Annotated in this window: 9 protein-coding genes and 2 pseudogenes; 10 read left to right on the top strand and 1 reads right to left on the bottom strand. The window is 62.0% G+C overall.

Going from position 1 to position 16,574, the window contains the following annotated elements; translation table 11 throughout:
• The first annotated feature begins 211 nt into the window (after window positions 1–211).
• From ACJJVH_RS30010 to ACJJVH_RS29995, 4 genes are all read left to right on the top strand, one after another.
• Window positions 212–1,756, top strand: coding sequence for a hypothetical protein (locus ACJJVH_RS30010; protein WP_412066909.1), 1,545 nt, complete (start codon window positions 212–214; stop codon window positions 1,754–1,756).
• 88 nt (window positions 1,757–1,844) lie between these two features.
• Window positions 1,845–2,831: a hypothetical protein gene (locus tag ACJJVH_RS30005; protein WP_412066908.1), complete on the top strand. Its 987-nt coding sequence runs from the start codon at window positions 1,845–1,847 to the stop codon at window positions 2,829–2,831.
• Between the two features lie 23 nt (window positions 2,832–2,854).
• Window positions 2,855–3,166, top strand: a complete 312-nt coding sequence (locus ACJJVH_RS30000; RefSeq protein ID WP_112803973.1) for a hypothetical protein — start codon at window positions 2,855–2,857, stop codon at window positions 3,164–3,166.
• A gap of 102 nt (window positions 3,167–3,268) precedes the next feature.
• A complete protein-coding gene (locus tag ACJJVH_RS29995; protein ID WP_112803974.1) occupies window positions 3,269–3,571 on the top strand; it encodes a hypothetical protein in 303 nt (100 codons plus the stop codon).
• Between the two features lie 292 nt (window positions 3,572–3,863).
• Here ACJJVH_RS29995 and ACJJVH_RS29990 read toward each other — a convergent pair whose 3' ends face one another.
• Window positions 3,864–5,054, bottom strand: coding sequence for a DUF1173 domain-containing protein (locus ACJJVH_RS29990; protein WP_113386049.1), 1,191 nt, complete (start codon window positions 5,052–5,054; stop codon window positions 3,864–3,866).
• 419 nt (window positions 5,055–5,473) lie between these two features.
• Between ACJJVH_RS29990 and ACJJVH_RS29985 the strand changes: the two genes are divergently transcribed.
• From ACJJVH_RS29985 to ACJJVH_RS29960, 6 genes and pseudogenes are all read left to right on the top strand, one after another.
• The gene (locus ACJJVH_RS29985; protein ID WP_112803985.1) at window positions 5,474–5,785 is read left to right on the top strand and encodes a hypothetical protein; all 312 of its coding nucleotides are present in this window, start codon (window positions 5,474–5,476) and stop codon (window positions 5,783–5,785) included.
• A gap of 117 nt (window positions 5,786–5,902) precedes the next feature.
• A pseudogene (locus ACJJVH_RS29980) lies at window positions 5,903–10,338 on the top strand (strawberry notch-like NTP hydrolase domain-containing protein).
• Window positions 10,339–10,349: 11 nt separating this feature from the next.
• Window positions 10,350–11,396: a toprim domain-containing protein gene (locus ACJJVH_RS29975; RefSeq protein ID WP_113452826.1), complete on the top strand. Its 1,047-nt coding sequence runs from the start codon at window positions 10,350–10,352 to the stop codon at window positions 11,394–11,396.
• Window positions 11,397–11,533: 137 nt separating this feature from the next.
• Window positions 11,534–14,914 (top strand): AAA domain-containing protein, encoded by a 3,381-nt coding sequence (locus ACJJVH_RS29970; protein ID WP_112803979.1) that lies wholly within the window; start codon window positions 11,534–11,536, stop codon window positions 14,912–14,914.
• Window positions 14,915–15,023: 109 nt separating this feature from the next.
• Window positions 15,024–15,263 (top strand): annotated as a pseudogene (locus ACJJVH_RS29965) (toprim domain-containing protein); the annotation flags it as partial.
• Window positions 15,264–15,589: 326 nt separating this feature from the next.
• Window positions 15,590–16,528 carry a DUF2493 domain-containing protein gene (locus ACJJVH_RS29960; protein ID WP_412066907.1) on the top strand — a complete coding sequence of 313 codons (939 nt, stop codon included), beginning with the start codon at window positions 15,590–15,592 and terminating at the stop codon, window positions 16,526–16,528.
• Window positions 16,529–16,574: the final 46 nt, after the last annotated feature.

Here is a 16,574-nt window from a genome sequence, read left to right as displayed (position 1 = left end):
GGTCCGCCTCGTCACCCTTGCTCCCATCGGCAGCCCCGCCATCGCGCCGGGCGCTCACCAATATGGAGAATTTGCTATGACCAGCTTTTCCTTTCACGCACAGGTCGCCGCGCGGGCTATCGAGAAGGTCGGCCGCCTTTTCAACGCCTCGATCGACGATATTCTCAACGAACTGCTCCAGAATGCCCGGCGCGCTGGCGCCGCAAAGGTCGTGATCGACCAGATCGAAGATCCGCGGTTCGGTCCGTCAATCCGCATCGCAGATGATGGCGCGGGCCTCGCCGACCCCCGCTCGCTCTTTTCGCTCGGTCAGAGCGAATGGTCGACGGCCTTGTCCCAGTCGGAGGACGCCGCCGGCATGGGCTTCTTTTCCCTTGCCAATCGCGGGACGGTGATAATCGCCCAGCAGAATGGCACCGAGCGCGCCTGGACCATCGCGGCCACGCCCGATGCCTTTCACGGCAAAGAGCCCGTCACGGTCGACGTCGGGCCAGATGGCCACCAAGGGGTGACGATCATCTTCCCGGAGAGGAAGGGCGATAATCTCGCCGGTGCTGTCCGCGTCGCCTCCCGCCATTTTCCTGTTCCCGTCTATTTCAACGGCGAGGAAATGCCTTCCTCCGACTTCCTCGAAACGGCGGATCATGTCGAGGAATGGAATGAGATTCGGATCGGGGTCTTCGGCAGTGATCAGGTGCGCTACAACGTCGATAACGCCAACTTTCATGGCGTGACGCTGAAGATCAATCTCCCTGAACTGCACCAAGCCTGGCACCGCACCCTTTTCGCGAGGATCGACGTGGTCGATTGTGCCCACCTCAAGCTTGTGCTTCCCGCGCGCAAGGACGTCGTACGCGATGCGATGTACGACGCGCTCATCGAGGAGATCAATCGACTGTATTTTCGGATGGTCGCGGCAAGCGGCGCGCATAGCCTGACGTTCCAGGACTATCAGCGTGGTCGGATGCTTGGCATCGATCTGAAGGAAGTAGCGGCAATTCTGCAACCCCACGTTGTTTCCTTCGCCGGCACCGGCCGCAATGTCTACGTCGCACCTCAGAAAGTGCCGGCGGCCGCTTTTGTCTACGAGGGAGCCGGTCCGCCCGAAGAGCAGACCGTTGCTCGCGCATTGGCGAGGCTCGATCACGCTCCCCTGCTTTTCGAACCGTACCATCCTTTTACTGGGTATACCTGGTACGACGAGATTTCTCGCATGCTGGTTAAATCGTACCGAATGGAGATCGATGGCGAGGTCGAGGAAGCTCACCCTTGTGACCTGTTCTGCCGGAAGGGACGGCCCGATCGTCTCACAATCCTTCTGGAAATTACGGAAACGGAGCACCCGGAACGGGCGCTCGAAACAGACCTGATCGTCGTGGGACCAGAGTATGGATCGCTGGATGAGATGGAGATTCTGGTGACGAAGCAGTCGGCCATCACGCCGTCGGAGCTGACGACCTTCCTTATCGATGCGCTCTTTTCTCCCTCGGATGATGCAGATGCCGGCTCCTACGAGCAGCAGGCAGAATGGTTCTCCGACGAGGCAGAGGATCTGAGCATCGCCTTGCTGGAAACCGAACATGCCGCCGATTTGAATGCGATCGTGCGCGTCGTCGAGCGCGATTTGGTTTGGCGCGTGCCTCGCGAGGGAGCGTTCCTGATCAGGATCGACGATCGGAAGGTCTCGGTAGAGGGCTTTTCATCGGCAGGCGATGAACGAGCTTCTCCATCCCTTGCTTCGCGGACAGCGACCTAGCGCTCGCCCGAGACGTACGAGCATTCCTCTCCCCTTAGTCAACCCGGCCGTCGTGCCAGGTTTCTCGCATTCACGGAAACGTATTCCCATGACCAATCTCGAAACCCAGATCTATATCCATCCGCCAATCCCGCTTGCCGATGTCACGCCACTCGAAAAGCTCGTCCTGAGTCATGTGCTCGAATGTGGCGAGACCGAAGCCGGGCTTGTCATGTTCACCGACGTCGGCCCGATCAATCCAATCAGTGTCAAACGGCAGGCGCTTCTCGACGCCTTTCGCGCCTCCACGTCGCAAGCAAACAGCGCGCTCAATGCCTTCATCGGCAATCGCATTCTCGCGTTGTTGCCAACGTCGCCAGACGGCGAGGATCTGGATATCTATGTCGAGGTCGATCTAAGCGAATTCCCTTGGCAGTTCATCGTGCAGGACATTGTCGCGCGGTCGCCGAGCCTGACGGAAATGACGGTGATCCAATGGATGAACCATCCGTCACAACGGCCGGAGACCTGTGGCGCCAGCGTTTCGCTCATCACCGGCAAAGGCATCCATCATGCGACCAGCGAGGAGTTGCTCAATCGGTTCCGTTCGCAGGATCGCGCGCTCGTGCCGCCGGCCGCGCCGGTTTCGCCGGTGGACGCTACTCCGGTGGTCGCCGCATCGCGCTCTTTCACCGTCGGCGAGATGGAGACGGCACTCTGCATCTGGGAGGCCATGCTTTATTTCCGTGGCCTTCATGAGGATCACCGTTCGGTGCCCGATGGTGTTGTCCACATGTCGGAATTGTGGGATGCGGCCGGTTGGCAGGCCATGCGAACGCATGTCCGGGCAGTCGTACCCCTCGTAGAGGAAGCGTACACTGCTCTCTCGGACGCTTTGGAGGAGGGCGGATTTACCTTCGATTTCGATTTCGTTCCCGCTGTCGTCGGAGCGTTGGACTGGTCCGAATACGGGCCACATCGCGATGGCGAGCCCGAGGAATTTCTGGAAACCGTCATGGCGTCGGTCGCCGGCCGCCGACGGGACATCGCCACCGCAGCGCTCGCTATCGATCAGCTGTTCACCGAGAAGTCCTGACGCCAGATCATGGAGGCGATGCCATGTCGAAAATCAATGATCCTGAGAACTTTCGAGGCCGCGTTGCCTATGCCGCCCAAGTGATTGCCCGCGGCGGCGCGAACAGGCGGATATTCGATAGCTGCTTCGAGAATTACGATGGCGACGAGGTCGCTGTCGCCGTCCTGCGCCGCTCGCGGAAGAATCCCAAGCTGGCGGCGAACCTCGCCAAATACCTGAACCTGGCCCTTGCGGAGGAATGCGATCGGCGGATGGCCGATATTCCGACCCGCAAGCTGCCGGAGGCGGCACGACAGTCGCGCCAGCGTGCAAACGCGCGCCGGGCGAGCGAATAGCCCGATCACCCTAATCGATCACCCAAACCAACCCGACCGAAGAAACTGTCGATGGGGCCAAGTCTCTGGCCCGTCGATGCACGCGGTCGCGAGGAGACCCCCATGTTCCAGACAGAATCTCTCACACCCATGCAATCGGGACGCCTGAATGTTGCGCTTGACCGACCGTATCGTTTCGATGGTGTCGTCAAGACGCTGCGCGCTCATATCGAGGAATTGGCCGCGTCAGGCCCGCTGGATCTCACCGAAGGCGACGGGATGATCGACTACTCCCGCACCCACTTCAATCGGCTCGGTTCCTTCAAGGAGCAGGATGCCTATATCGCTCGCCTCAAGGCAAAACGGTACTTCTATATCAACGGCTGGGTGGTTCCGAAACTGGTGTTCGACGCAATCAGGCGCTGATGGCGGCCCGGGCTAAGCGTGGCTTCGGATTCCGGCGATGGCCCGTTTGTGATCGCTTCAGCCTGGTAGACCATCTCCTCAACCGAGATCGCGTCGCTAGCGCCCTTCAGGTCGATGCGTCCCCAGATCGACGTTTCTTTCCGGGGGAGACGTCGCCGATTCTTGAACTCGACGACGAAGGGCTTTTTCTCAGGCTTCATGATGCTCCGGCTGACTATGGCAGATGACTGACGTCGAGCAGCTATTCTTATTCGCTTGAACCTGTCAACGGCCCTTGGCACGAAGTCCATGATCACGGAAGTCGGGGAATCTCGCCGTCGCCGACACGCCAGACCCAAGGTGTGATCTCCGGTCTGGTCTCGATCATGTCGGCAAGCGCGTGCTCGTATTCCTCGCTCGCGCTCGCCGGCACGATGAACATGGCCACCGGCGCGGGCTTTTGTTCCGGCAGCGTCACCGACACGATCGGCGCGTCGCGCGGGAGATTGAAGCGCAGGCCCTTGACGCTCTTGCGCTTCAGGTGGCCGAGTTTCTCCAGCAGTCGCAGTTCATTGATGTCCTCGAAGGGCAGCCAGTGTTCGTTCACCACCATCAATGCGACCTCATCGACCGATACGATGCCTGCGGTCGAGATGCCGAAGGTGGCGATGACGATCAGGTGGAACATCTCGCTCGAGCGCCACAATTCCAGCTCGGTTTCGTAGCGGGCCGCCAGCCGCCGCCAGGCTCCGTCCTCGATCATCAGGGGGAAAGGCATATGGCGCACGACGATCCTCTGTCCCTCCCGTGCTGGAGAAAACTCCTTGACCTCCGCGACGATCATCATCAGCTTGCGTGGCCCAGAACCCGTCGCCTGCACGCCCTTTAGTGCGGTCGCGCGCCGTGCGGCGATCCCGTCCTTGTCCTCTGGCTGATAGACCTCGGGCACATAGAGCATGTCGCTGAGGGGGCCGCCTCTCGCCGTCATTTGCGACGCCGCGTTGATCAGGCTGGTGCGAACCCGGCCCCAGCCGCGCCGCCCGGCCCAGACCGAACGCCATTCCGTAAGCTCGCCGGCTTCCCAGAGATAGTGGAGCATCGCCTTCAGCGACAGCTTCCCCGGCTCGCTGCGAATCCCCGGCTCCGATTGTTCCGTCGGAGCGCCGGCCGCAGCGCGCGGTCCCCGTTTCGTCAGGGAGAAGTCGAGCTTCAGATCGGCTTTTCCGCTGGCGTCGATCTGGATGGCGCTGCCGATGAGCGGCCCGAGGCCGGAAAGCTCGTATGGCGGTTCATAGGAAGGGCAGGCCGGATCGTGCTCGCGCCCGGACAACGGCATGCGCTTGACGACATATTGGTCGTCAAGCCGGGCGATGTACATCGCGACCGGTGGCTGCCTGCACATGCACATCGGGCGAAGCCGCTCCTCATAGGCGTGCGGAAGAAGTTCCCGGAACTCCTGGGAGGTTTCCGAAAGCACCTTATCGCCAATCGTGAATGTTCGCACCGTCGATCTCTCCTTCTCAGGCCAAAGCCTACACGACGCGGCGGCTTTATACTATAAAAAATATTAATAGTAAAACGCCGCCCGGCCGACTGATTTGACCGGCAAGGGGATTGGCGCAGCGCGGCTGCTGGTGGCCGAAGGCAGTTTCTCCACCACCGCTAGGAACGCCATCCATCCCGACCGCCGGCTATTGCCGGCATTCCCTTACGGAAGCTGACCATCGCCGCCGCAGACGGAGCCGTTGCGTTGCCCTGGTGCGGGATGTGGCTTTGTATAGAGGCCGACGGCTACACGCATAGCTAGACGGCCGATCCGACATTCGGATCCCGTTTCGCGCTCGATCTTCTCTTTGTTTCCTCAATCCCGGCCCGGTGCTCCGAAAGGAGCGCCGAGCCTTTCTGTATTTTCAGGAGAGCAACATGAGCCTGTCTATTCTCGCCTGCCCCCACGCCGCAACGCCTGTCTTCCTGAACTTTCGTTCGGAAGTCGTCGAGCCGACTCGCTTCGCCATCGTCTTCTGGGACGGCCCGGGCGACACGCTCTACGCCTTCGAGGACGGGGAAGCGTTCGAACGCCAGCGCGCGGCCGCCGAGCGCAACCTTGTCCATGTGCATGAGCTATCGGCCGAGCAGGCGGCCGCATGGATCGCTGCAGGCGGCAACGCCGTCCTGCACGAAGTCTCGGTCGCCGGCGTCGCTGCGTTCGGAAACCTCAAGCTCGCGCCCGGCTGAAGGCCGGGCGCCGCCGCCTCTGCCGCCGAGAGGGAGAGAGGGGCCGGAAAGGGGTGGCCTGGCGGGGTTGGAGAGCACCCGGCGGCCGGCTCTTTCCCGCTCTCGATGAGGTTTCCCATGAACGCTTTATCCTCCCGCGGCGCGAACGCGATCGCCATTGGGCCCCGCTCGCCCGAAGAACGCAGCCGTGCGAGCAGCATCTTTGCGGCCGGACGTGTGCTTCTGCCGCTTCTCGAATCTGGCGATACGATCACATCGGGCCACCTGCGCGCCATCCTCACCACTGAATTCGGCGGCTCGGATGCCGAAGGATACTGGTCGTGGAAGGACGCCTACGAGGTGACCGAAGCGGCCCAGGTTCTCTTCCTTCGCAAGTTCGGCTCGGCCATTTCCGCCCGCACGAATACGCCCGCGGCAGCCCTTTCCATCCTGACCAGGCTCGTGGCGCGCATTCCGACGCACACGCGTCGATCCGAGGAAAGCCAGAGGCTCCAGCAGTTTTCCACGCCGATCCCGCTCGGCTATGTCGCGGCCCGCGCCGCCGCCATCATGGCGGATGACGTCGTTCTCGAACCTTCCGCCGGAACCGGCCTCATGGCGATCTTCGGCGAGATGGCCCGCGCGCGCCTCGTGCTCAACGAATATGCGCCGGTCCGCCATTCCCTCCTCGAGCATCTGTTTCCCGGATCATCAGTCACGCACCATGACGCGGCCCACATCGACGACTATCTCGATCGCGCCGCTCGCCCCACCGTCGTATTGATGAACCCGCCATTCTCGGACGGGGTGCATGTCGAGGGTCGCATGGCCGATGCAGCGTGGCGGCATCTCGCCTCCGCCTTCGCCCGTCTTGCGCCCGGCGGACGTCTGGTCGCCATCACCGGCTCCAGCCTTTCTCCCGACAACCCGAATGGCGTGACGCCTTCGTTCGCTTGCAGGAGCGCGGCACGGTCGTGTTCAGCGCCGCGATCGCCGGCGATATCTATTCCCGCCACGGCACGACCATGGAAACGCGGCTGACGGTCATCGACAAGATTGCCTCCGCCGATCCGACAAAGCTGGTCGCGAGCATGTGTGTCGCTCCCGATCTCACCACATTGCTGTCCTGGATCTCGGACCTGCCGCCGCGCTCGCCCTCGGCCGCGTCGAATTCCATCGGCGCGCTTTCCAACGGCATCCTTCGCGCCTGCGCCGCGAAAATGGCCGCGCGTAAGGCCGCCGAAACACTGCGCCCCGCCGCGGTCGCCGGGATACCGTCGCATTCTGCGCTCTCTTCCCGCACGCCGGGCAGGGTGTCGCCGCCGCCCTCGCCAGCCTATGGCGAGATCGTCGAGCTCGCCTACGAGCTGCGGGATGCGCCGCCATCGGCGCGCCTGGAGGCCGCCGATGGCATCTACGAGCCCTATGAGGTCCGGGCGATCCGCATCCCCAACGCCAAGATGCATCCCGACAAGCTTGTCGAGTCGGTCGCCATGGCGTCGGTTGCTCCGCCGAAACCCAGCTATCGGCCCCATCTTCCAAAAAACGTGATTTCCAACGGCGATCTCTCGGACGCCCAACTTGAAAGCGTGATCTATGCTGGCGAGGCCCATTCCGGCCACCTCGCCGGTCATTGGAAGGTCGATGCCTCTTTCGACAATCTGGCAGCGGTCGCCCCCGACACCGAGGGCGCTGTCCGATATCGTCGAGGCTGGTTTCTAGGCGACGGCACGGGAGCCGGGAAGGGCCGGCAGGCCGCCGGTATCATCCTCGACAATTGGCTGAAGGGCCGCCGGCGGCATGTGTGGATCTCTAAATCGGAGACCCTGATCGAAGATGCCCAGCGCGACTGGAGCGCGCTCGGCCAGGAGAAGCTGCTGGTCACGCCGCTGTCACGCTTCCGCCAAGGAAAGCCGATCAAGTTGGAAGAGGGGATCCTCTTCTGCACCTTCGCGACGCTCCGCACGGACGAACGCGAGGGAAAGCGCTCCCGCGTCCAGCAGATCGTCGACTGGCTTGGCGGCGATTTCGATGGTGTCGTGATCTTTGACGAGGGGCATTCAATGGCAAACGCGGCCGGCGGCAAGTCCGACCGCGGCGACAAGGCGGCTTCGCAGCAGGGTCGCGCCGGCCTTCGTCTTCAGCGCGCCTTGCCCGACGCCCGTGTCGTCTATGTCTCGGCAACCGGCGCGTCCGAGGTCGAATCGCTCGCCTATGCAGAGCGGCTGGGCTTGTGGGGCAGCGCCGATTTTCCCTTCGCGACACGCAGCGAATTCATCGCGGCGATCGAGGATGGCGGCGTCGCGACGATGGAAGTGCTGGCGCGCGACCTCAAGGCAATGGGTCTCTATGCGTCTCGCTCACTGTCGTTCGAAGGCGTTGAATATGAGTTTCTCCAACATACGCTGACCGAGGAGCAGGTTCGTATCTACGACTCCTATGCCGAAGCCTATCAGGTCATCCACAATCGGCTGGACCAGGCGCTGGAAGCCTGCAGCATCACCTCGGCGACCGGGACGCTCAACAAAAACGCCAAGGCAGCGGCGCGCTCCGCCTTCGAGGGCACAAAGCAGCGGTTTTTCAACTTGCTGCTGACCAGCATGAAAACCCCGACGCTGATCGGTACGATCAACCAGGACGTGGCCGACGGCCATGCCGCCATCGTCCAGCTCATCTCAACGGGGCAGTCGATAACCGAGCGCCGCCTCGCGGAAATCCCGACCGAGGAATGGGCCGATATCCAGGTGGACGTCACCCCGCGCGAGATCGTCGCGGAGTATCTGATGCACTCCTTCCCGACCCAGCTCTTCGAGGAATATTCGGACGACGAGGGCAATCTGCTCTCACGGCCGGTCTACGATGCTGACGGCAATGCTGTCCTGTGCCGTGAGGCTGTAGCACGGCGCGACGAATTGCTCGAACGGCTCGGCAGCCTGCCGGCGATCCCGACCGCACTCGATCAGATCGTGCAGCATTTCGGGACGGACAAGGTCGCCGAGATCACCGGGCGCTCCCGCCGCATCGTTCGCCGCGACGGCGACGGCGCATTCGCCCGCTTTGCTGTCGAGACCCGGCCGGGCAGCGCCAATCTCGACGAGACGCGCGCCTTCATGGATGACCAGAAGCCGATCCTGGTCTTCTCGGAAGCGGGCGGGACAGGACGATCCTACCATGCAGACCTTGCCGCGAGGAACCAGCGCCAGCGCCTGCACAATCTGCTCGAAGCCGGATGGCGCGCCGACGTGGCGATCCAGGGTCTCGGGCGCAGCCATCGCACCAACCAGGCCCAGCCGCCGCGCTTCCGGATGGTCGCGACCGACGTCAAGGCCGAGCGGCGGTTTTTGTCGACCATCGCCAGGCGGCTCGACACGTTGGGCGCAATCACCCGTGGCCAGCGCCAGACCGGCGGGCAGGGGATGTTCCGTAGCGAGGACAACCTCGAATCCCAGTACGCCCGCGACGCGCTGCGGCAATTCTACAAACGCGTCCATAGCGGCCAGGTGTCCGGCTGCTCGCTGCAAACGTTCGAGGGGATCACCGGCCTTTCCCTGTCCGACGAGGACGGCGGGCTGAGGGACGAGCTGCCCCCGATCCACACCTTCCTCAATCGCATGTTGGCGCTGACCATCACCATGCAGAACTTGCTGTTCGCGTCCTTCGAGGAGCTATTGGCCGCCCGGATCGAGGGTGCCATCGCCGCCGGCGTCTACGACAAGGGGCTGGAGACGCTGACGGCCGATCGCATGACGCTCAAGGATCGCAAGCTGGTCTATACCCATCCGGTCACCGGCGCGCAGTCGCACCTGCTGACCATTGAGCGCATGGACCGCAATCGACCGATGCCCCTCGAGGATGCCCTTCATCTGGTGGCGCGGGATCCGCGTGCGAAGCTGATGATCAACGGCAAGTCCGAACGGGCGGCGGTAATGGCTCCGACGCGCTCCATCATGCTCGACGACGGCTCGGTCCAGCCGCGCGTCGCGCTGATCCGGCCGATGGACGAATTGCGCTTCGAGATCCGCCATCTGGAAGAGACGAACTGGGAGGAGGCGGACGAACAGGTCTTCGCCGCCGCCTGGAAGGGCGAGGTTGCCAATGTGCCGGAGTTTTCCACCTCGACCTTGCACGTCGTCTCGGGTCTGTTGCTGCCGATCTGGAAACTGTTGCCGCAGGACTATTGCAGGGTCTATCGCCTGCAAACCGAGGATGGCGAGCGCATCGTCGGCCGCGTCATCGCGCCGGCCGGTCTTTCACGGCTGTGCACCAATTTCGGCATCGACCGGAGCGAGGTTCTCGACCCGGATCAGGCATGGAGATCGGTGGTCGATGGCTCGTCCATCATCAGCCTTGCCGGTGGGATGACGCTGCGCCGCGTGCGGGTCATGAACGACAACCGCGTCGAATTGGCCGGCTTCACGGACGGCATGCGTGACTGGCTGCGCTCCATCGGCCTGTTCTCGGAGATGATCGCATGGAAGCTGCGCTTCTTCATTCCGGTGACCGATGACGGCTCTGCGGTCCTTTCGCGCCTGATGCAGCGCCATAGGTTGCTCGATGTCATGAGCCGGCACTGAGGGGGACCGCCATGCTTTCGGCCTCCGAACTGGCGAACCGCCTCGCGCGCGATGCGGAAGCGGTTTGCCGCCACTATCTCTCCGCCGGACGCAGGGCCGGTAATTACTGGATCGTTGGCGATACCGCCAACAACAAGGGCAAATCGCTCTATGTCCATCTCACCGGCCCCCGTGCGGGCCGTTGGGCGGACGGAGCAACGGCCGAATATGGCGACCTGCTCGATCTCGTCCGGGAGACCTGCGGGCTCATCGATTTCCGCGACGTTGCGGACGAGGCGCGACGGTTCCTCAGCCTCCCGCAACCCGACCCGGCCCACCTTAAATGGGAAATGGCCCGCAGGGGCGACGCCCGAACCGACCCGCCGGTCGAAAGACCGGCAGACGAGCGCGCGCAGCGCCTTTTTCGCATGACGCAGCCGCTGGACGGGACCCTGGCGGACAGCTACCTGCGCCAGCGGGGCATCCTGCGCGCATCCCTGCACCCGGCGCTTCGCTATCATCCGTCCTGCTACTATCGCGATCTGGTGACGGGCACGACTCGCAGCTTTCCCGCGCTCATCGCAGCCGTGACCGATCCCGCCGGCACGATCACCGGCGTGCATCGCACTTGGCTCGATCCCGACGGTGGCGGAAAGGCGCAGATCGACGATCCCCGCCGCGCGCTGGGCGGCCTGCTCGGCAATGCGGTGCGCTTCGGCTTTCCCGTCCGGGGTCCCGTATCGGTCATGGCAGCCGGCGAGGGTCTCGAAAGTATCCTGTCGCTCTCGCACGTAATGCCCGTGATGCCGATGGTCTCGGCGCTGACGGCCAATCACCTCGCCGCCTTCGACCTGCCGCCCGGTTGCGTGCGCCTCTACATCGCCGCCGACGCCGACGCAGCCGGCCGGAACGGTATCCAGCGATTGAGCCGTCGGGCGCAGGCTCGCGGGATCCTGCCGCTGGTCCTCGCCCCGGAACTCGGCGACTTCAACGACGATCTGCGGCTGGGTTCGAACCGGCTGATCACCAATCTCAGGGCGCAGCTCGCCCCGGAAGATGCGCTCGTATTTCTATCATAGTTGCGAATGTCGAAGGCGTCAGTCGACCACTAATCTGGCCGTATCGGGCTGTATTCCAGTTCTTCAATCATATACGGTTCGCTGCAAAGGCAATACGATAGATTATTTTTTGCGCCGAAGCTGCGAGATAGGTTTGAATGAAGAGTGAGCAAACGAGTCGGCTTCAGGCGATTCTGGAATTCTGGCACAGAATAGAATTTTTCATCCCGTTTGATCTGTCTGCCCATGCCGAAGAGCAAGAAGATCGAGCGTCGTTCTGGCTACATGCCGACAGCCTTCAGGATGATCTGGCACAGGCGCGCCGGCCAATCATTCCAAAGGACAAGGAAATTGCGTCGATTAGGATGTATTTCGGGGTTTTCGACAAGTCGGAAATCGTCGAGTCCGTTCGCCGATTCTGTCAGGTCGTAGACGAAGCGTCGGTATATGAGGATGACGAGCGCGCCGACCTGGAAGGCGATACATGTTTCGCTAGTCTGGATCTCGACGCTTTCGGTGTTCCAAACTTCACCCGGTTTTCCGTTTCGACACTCCCTTGGGCGCTCGGGTCCATCAAGAACGGTGGTCTTTCTCGACTCTCGTCAACAGCCTTCGAGACAAGCAGGCTGCGGCTGAAGGAGCTGTTGTGGAATTTCGCGGAACAGAGGCGCCTGAGCCAACCTGACGAACGCCAGGAACCACAGGAGCCACAACCGCTCTCTGCCGCGGACATCCTCGATCTTCATACGATCCTTCAGGATTGGGCCGGGTTCCGCACGAAGCCAGAGCGGCCCATCGCGTTGGTCGAAATTCGTTTTAAGGAACAGCGCGAGCAGCCGGTCATCAAGCAACTGCAAGCGCCAAAGGTCATTGATCTGACGCCTGAGGGTGATGATGAACCAGAGGACGAAGATTACGAGGCTGCGGTCGACTGCGAGATCGGCATCCTCAACAGCTTCTATCTTGAAGATCTCGAATGGGCCATCGCCCTTGTCCGTGAGAGCGCCATCCCGGAACCGCTTCTGCAATATCTGACATCGGTCGGCCTCGACGCTCGTGTGGATCTCTATTCCAGCGACGGGCGGCGGGCCATCCTGCAAGCGCTGAACCCGCGCACCCTCAACCGTGGCCGATGGCCGAGTGCCCCCCAGCATGCCATGAGCCTTATGCAACAATTCGCAATCAACATGGTGGGCGGCCTATCGGATCAGGGCGAGTTATTCTCGGTTAACGGTCCGCCGGGCACGGGGAAGACAACCCTTCTTCGCGATGTCATTGCTGACAATCTCGTCAAACGCGCGCGTGCTCTCTCCGGTTTGCTTTCTCCCCGTGATGCTTTCGATGGGCGCTCCAGAAAAATAACCTTTGCCGACGGGAAGACCGCATCTGTTTCACCGCTGAGGCCCGAGCTGACAGGCTTCGAGATGGTGATTGCGTCATCGAACAATACCGCCGTCGAGAACATTTCCCGCGACCTCCCGAAACGGGGTTCCTTGTGGCGGCATTCTTCCGCCGAATACCTGCAATCTGTCGCCCACAATGTAGCTGCCCAAACGGAAAAAGGTTCGTTCGCGCAACTAAAGGAGGAGGATCAGCCCTGGGGACTTATTGCGTCGGTGCTTGGAAACGCCAAAAATCGATGGGCCTTTACCAAGCGCTTCTCAAAGCCGATAGGGAAAGAGAAGAAGAGTACGGTCCAGCGTGGCGAGAATCTGTTCCAGAATATTTGGGGATGGCTCAACAACTATCAGGGTCCCTCGTTCTCGCAAGCGGCTGAGACCTTCCGTATTGCGGACGCTGCGGTTGGAGCCACTCTGACCCAATACGCGCGATATGCCGACCTCTTCGCGGAAGTGGGGCTTTCTTCCTGCGAGGAGTACTGCCGTACTGCGCTCTCAGAGCGTGAACAGGCAGTGCGCGTGTGGGAAACTGCGAAGCTTTCTCACGAGACGGGTCTGAATAACGCCCAAACGGTCAATGTCCAGTTATTCGAACTCAAGGAAGAAGAGCGCCTCCTCGATCGTTCCACCCCCGCATGGTGGTATATGCTGCTGCCGACCGCGACAGGTCATCGCCACAGGCAAGCCAAGGAGACAAACGCCAGGGCCCAGCTTGCTCTAAATTCCCGGTTGCAGGAACTTAAACGATCAGTGAAGAGCTTACGCTCTGATGTGGACGCTGCGCTCGCATGCCTGGAAAGGTGCGAAGTGGATTTGAAGGCGCGGCAAAATGCATGGGTATGCAAGACGGAAGACTTCGCTAAGTTCGGTATCTCTCTCGGGCACCCAGTCGTGCCGCAATCCCTTGACGATCTGGAGTCGGACCAGTTCCAGATCGCCGGCCTTTGGCATAGTGAGAAACTGGCATCCGAACGATCCGACCTCTTCGCTGCCGCCTTGCAGCTCCATGCGGCATGGCTCGCCGAAGTCGGCCAGAACAAGGGCGGGTTTGGCGGAAACATTTTCGCGGCCGTGGAAATGCTCTCGGGAAACATCCCAATCGAGCCTGATGCTGTTTGGTTGATCTGGCAGAGTTTCTTCATGATCGTTCCTGTGGCGTCGACGACATTCGCTTCCTTCGCCCGGCAATTCCAAGGTGTTGGGGTTGGAGAGATCGGTTGGCTTTTCATCGACGAAGCCGGCCAGGCTGTGCCGCAAGCCGCAGTGGGCGCTTTAACGAGGGCCCGTCGTGCCGTGGTCATAGGAGATCCACTGCAGATCGAACCCGTGTTTACCTTGCCAACCACTTTGATCAAGGCGCTTGCCGACCTCTCGATTCATACCGCCGATGGCTTTTATTCTCCAACGCAGACGTCGGTGCAAATACTGGCTGATGCTGCAAACACATTTGGCACCCTCGTTCCGACAGAAGGAGACGTACCGCTCTGGATCGGCAGCCCATTGCGGGTGCATCGTCGTTGTATCGATCCAATGTTCAGTCTCGCAAACCGCATCGCCTATCATGAGAAAATGGTCTTCGCTGCCGGCGACCGATCTCCCTCGGAGGACAGCCCGCCATTCTACGGCGGCAGTGCCTGGATCGACATCAAGGGCGCGGTGTCAGGCAAGCAAACCGTTCCGGAACAGGTCGCATTCGTCATTCAGGTCGTGGGCGAAAGCTTTCGGCGTGATGGCGATTTACCTGATCTTTATGTGATCTCCCCATTCAAGGAAACCAAGGCTGCCCTTAAGCGTTCGTTCGAGCACGTAGCGTGGACCGGGCCAGACGGTTTGCCTGTGCCGCGTCCCAGGAAACTAACCGCATGGCTCAAGAACCGCGTCGGGACGGTTCATACGTTTCAGGGGAAGGAGGAAAATGCGGTGATCATGGTCCTCGGGACCGACGCGTCACGACGGGGCGCTGCCAAATGGGCCGCGTCGGCACCGAACCTTCTGAATGTTGCCGTGACGCGCGCGCGGCATCGTATCTTTATGGTTGGAGACCGGGATCTTTGGCGTGAACAGCCATATTTCAGCGAAGCGGCCAGCATGATGCCTTCGGTACAGGCGGCGGAGTTTCTGGCGCGCTTTCGACCATGACAAAGCCCCGGCGCTATTGCTTTGGAACTGGCTTACGCCATGGCACCCAAATAGCGCGCATCCGCGTTGGCCTCCAGATCGTTTGTCGCTGGCGATAACCAACGTTACAGCCTTCGATCTGCCGCCCGATTGCGTGCGCCTCTACATCGCCGCCGACGCCGACGCGGCTGGCCGGAACGGTATCCAGCGATTGAGCCGCCGCACGCAGTCCCGCGGGATCCTGCCGCTGGTGCTCGCTCCGGAACTCGGCGACTTCAACGACGATCTGCGGCTGGATCCGAGCCGGCAGATCACCAGTCTCAGGGCGCAGCTCGCCCCGGAAGATGCCGAAGTCTTTCTACCGTCTTGATGAGGCCGTGCTGGGAGGATGGGCGGAGCGGTGGCGGCGGGGAAGGGAGGGCCGGGCCTGCCAGTCACCGCCCGGTGAGCGCGCGCCTGCGGGCCTGCCGAGAGGCGACCCTTACCATCCGGCGTTCGGTCCTCCAACCGCCGGAGGCCCGGTTTTTTCCCCGCGCCGGCAGAGCCGGCGCTCCTCGCGCAGCAAAAAACCTGTCCCCGGCGACCCGGCGCTGCGCTGGGCCGCGGCGCGAGCGCCGCGGTTCCGGCCCGCCCGCCGGATGGAAAGGGATCGCCGTCAGGCCGCGAGAGGCGCGGCCGCAACCGACGGAGACCAACATGAACGTCCAGCTTCCCATCGATGCCGCCATCGAACTCCACGCATCGTCCCCGACCGACCGGATCATCTACGAGATGCAGGTCTACGGCTATCGTCCGTTCCAGGACGAGCCCGACCCGCGTCCGCTTCCCGAAGAGCCGGTCGTCCAGTCCGCGCTGACCGCGATGTTCGACGCCATGTTCGAAATGCTCGGCGACACGCGTTTGGAGCCCGATCTCGAAGACCTGCTCTGGTCGACGGTCAATCTCTTCCACCGTGCGGGCGAGCGCATCCAGCGCGAGCTTCAGCGCAACGAGGACGCCCAGCGAAACGACCAGCGCGAGCAGGACGGCTCGGAGGTGAAGAGCGTCGAGCTCGAACGGCATATCATGGAGGGCATCTCTCTCCTCGAGCGCCGCAACGCCTTCGAGTTCATGCGCGACTATGCATCCGACCTCTTCGAAGCGCAGACCGGTTCGACGTGGAGGCCTCGCACCGGTTCCAAGGTCAATCATGCCAACATGACCGCGGCGATGATCGACAGCCGCGACTTCCTCTCGGCCCGCCGCCGTGCCGAGACTGAGGTGCTGATCCCTTCCGGCACCAAGATCGCCTTCGGCGGCGGCCTGGACTATAACGATCACGACCGGATCTGGGCGGCGCTCGACAAGGCCCTTGTCAAACACGCCGACATGGTGCTGCTGCATGGCGGTTCGCCGAAGGGTGCTGAACGCATCGCGGCGTGCTGGGCTGAAGCCCGCGGTGTGACTCAGGTCGCGTTCAAGCCGAACTGGAACCGGCACGCGAAAGCGGCTCCGTTCCGGCGCAACGACGAGATGCTCTCGGTCATGCCGGCCGGCGTCATCATCTTTCCGGGCTCCGGCATCACCGAAAACCTTCGCGACAAGGCCCGCCGTTTCGGCATCACCGTATGGGAACTTGCAGGAGGCGGCGCATAAGCGCCGTTTTCTTGCAAATCGGGAAAATATGGATATTATGGAGATC

Source organism: Rhizobium sp. SYY.PMSO (assembly GCF_046840415.1).
In the GTDB taxonomy this organism is placed as follows: domain Bacteria; phylum Pseudomonadota; class Alphaproteobacteria; order Rhizobiales; family Rhizobiaceae; genus Rhizobium.
Note: the sequence above shows the minus strand (reverse complement) of the source record. Positions and strands in the feature narration are given on the sequence as shown.

Excerpts from the sequence above, each read along its gene's own strand:
- ACJJVH_RS30005 (WP_412066908.1), top strand. The coding sequence starts at position 1,845 with ATGACCAATCTCGAAACCCAGATCTATATCCATCCGCCAATCCCGCTT.
- ACJJVH_RS30000 (WP_112803973.1), top strand. The coding sequence starts at position 2,855 with ATGTCGAAAATCAATGATCCTGAGAACTTTCGAGGCCGCGTTGCCTAT.
- ACJJVH_RS29995 (WP_112803974.1), top strand. The coding sequence starts at position 3,269 with ATGTTCCAGACAGAATCTCTCACACCCATGCAATCGGGACGCCTGAAT.
- ACJJVH_RS29985 (WP_112803985.1), top strand. The coding sequence starts at position 5,474 with ATGAGCCTGTCTATTCTCGCCTGCCCCCACGCCGCAACGCCTGTCTTC.
- ACJJVH_RS29975 (WP_113452826.1), top strand. The coding sequence starts at position 10,350 with ATGCTTTCGGCCTCCGAACTGGCGAACCGCCTCGCGCGCGATGCGGAA.
- ACJJVH_RS29970 (WP_112803979.1), top strand. The coding sequence starts at position 11,534 with ATGAAGAGTGAGCAAACGAGTCGGCTTCAGGCGATTCTGGAATTCTGG.
- ACJJVH_RS29960 (WP_412066907.1), top strand. The coding sequence starts at position 15,590 with ATGAACGTCCAGCTTCCCATCGATGCCGCCATCGAACTCCACGCATCG.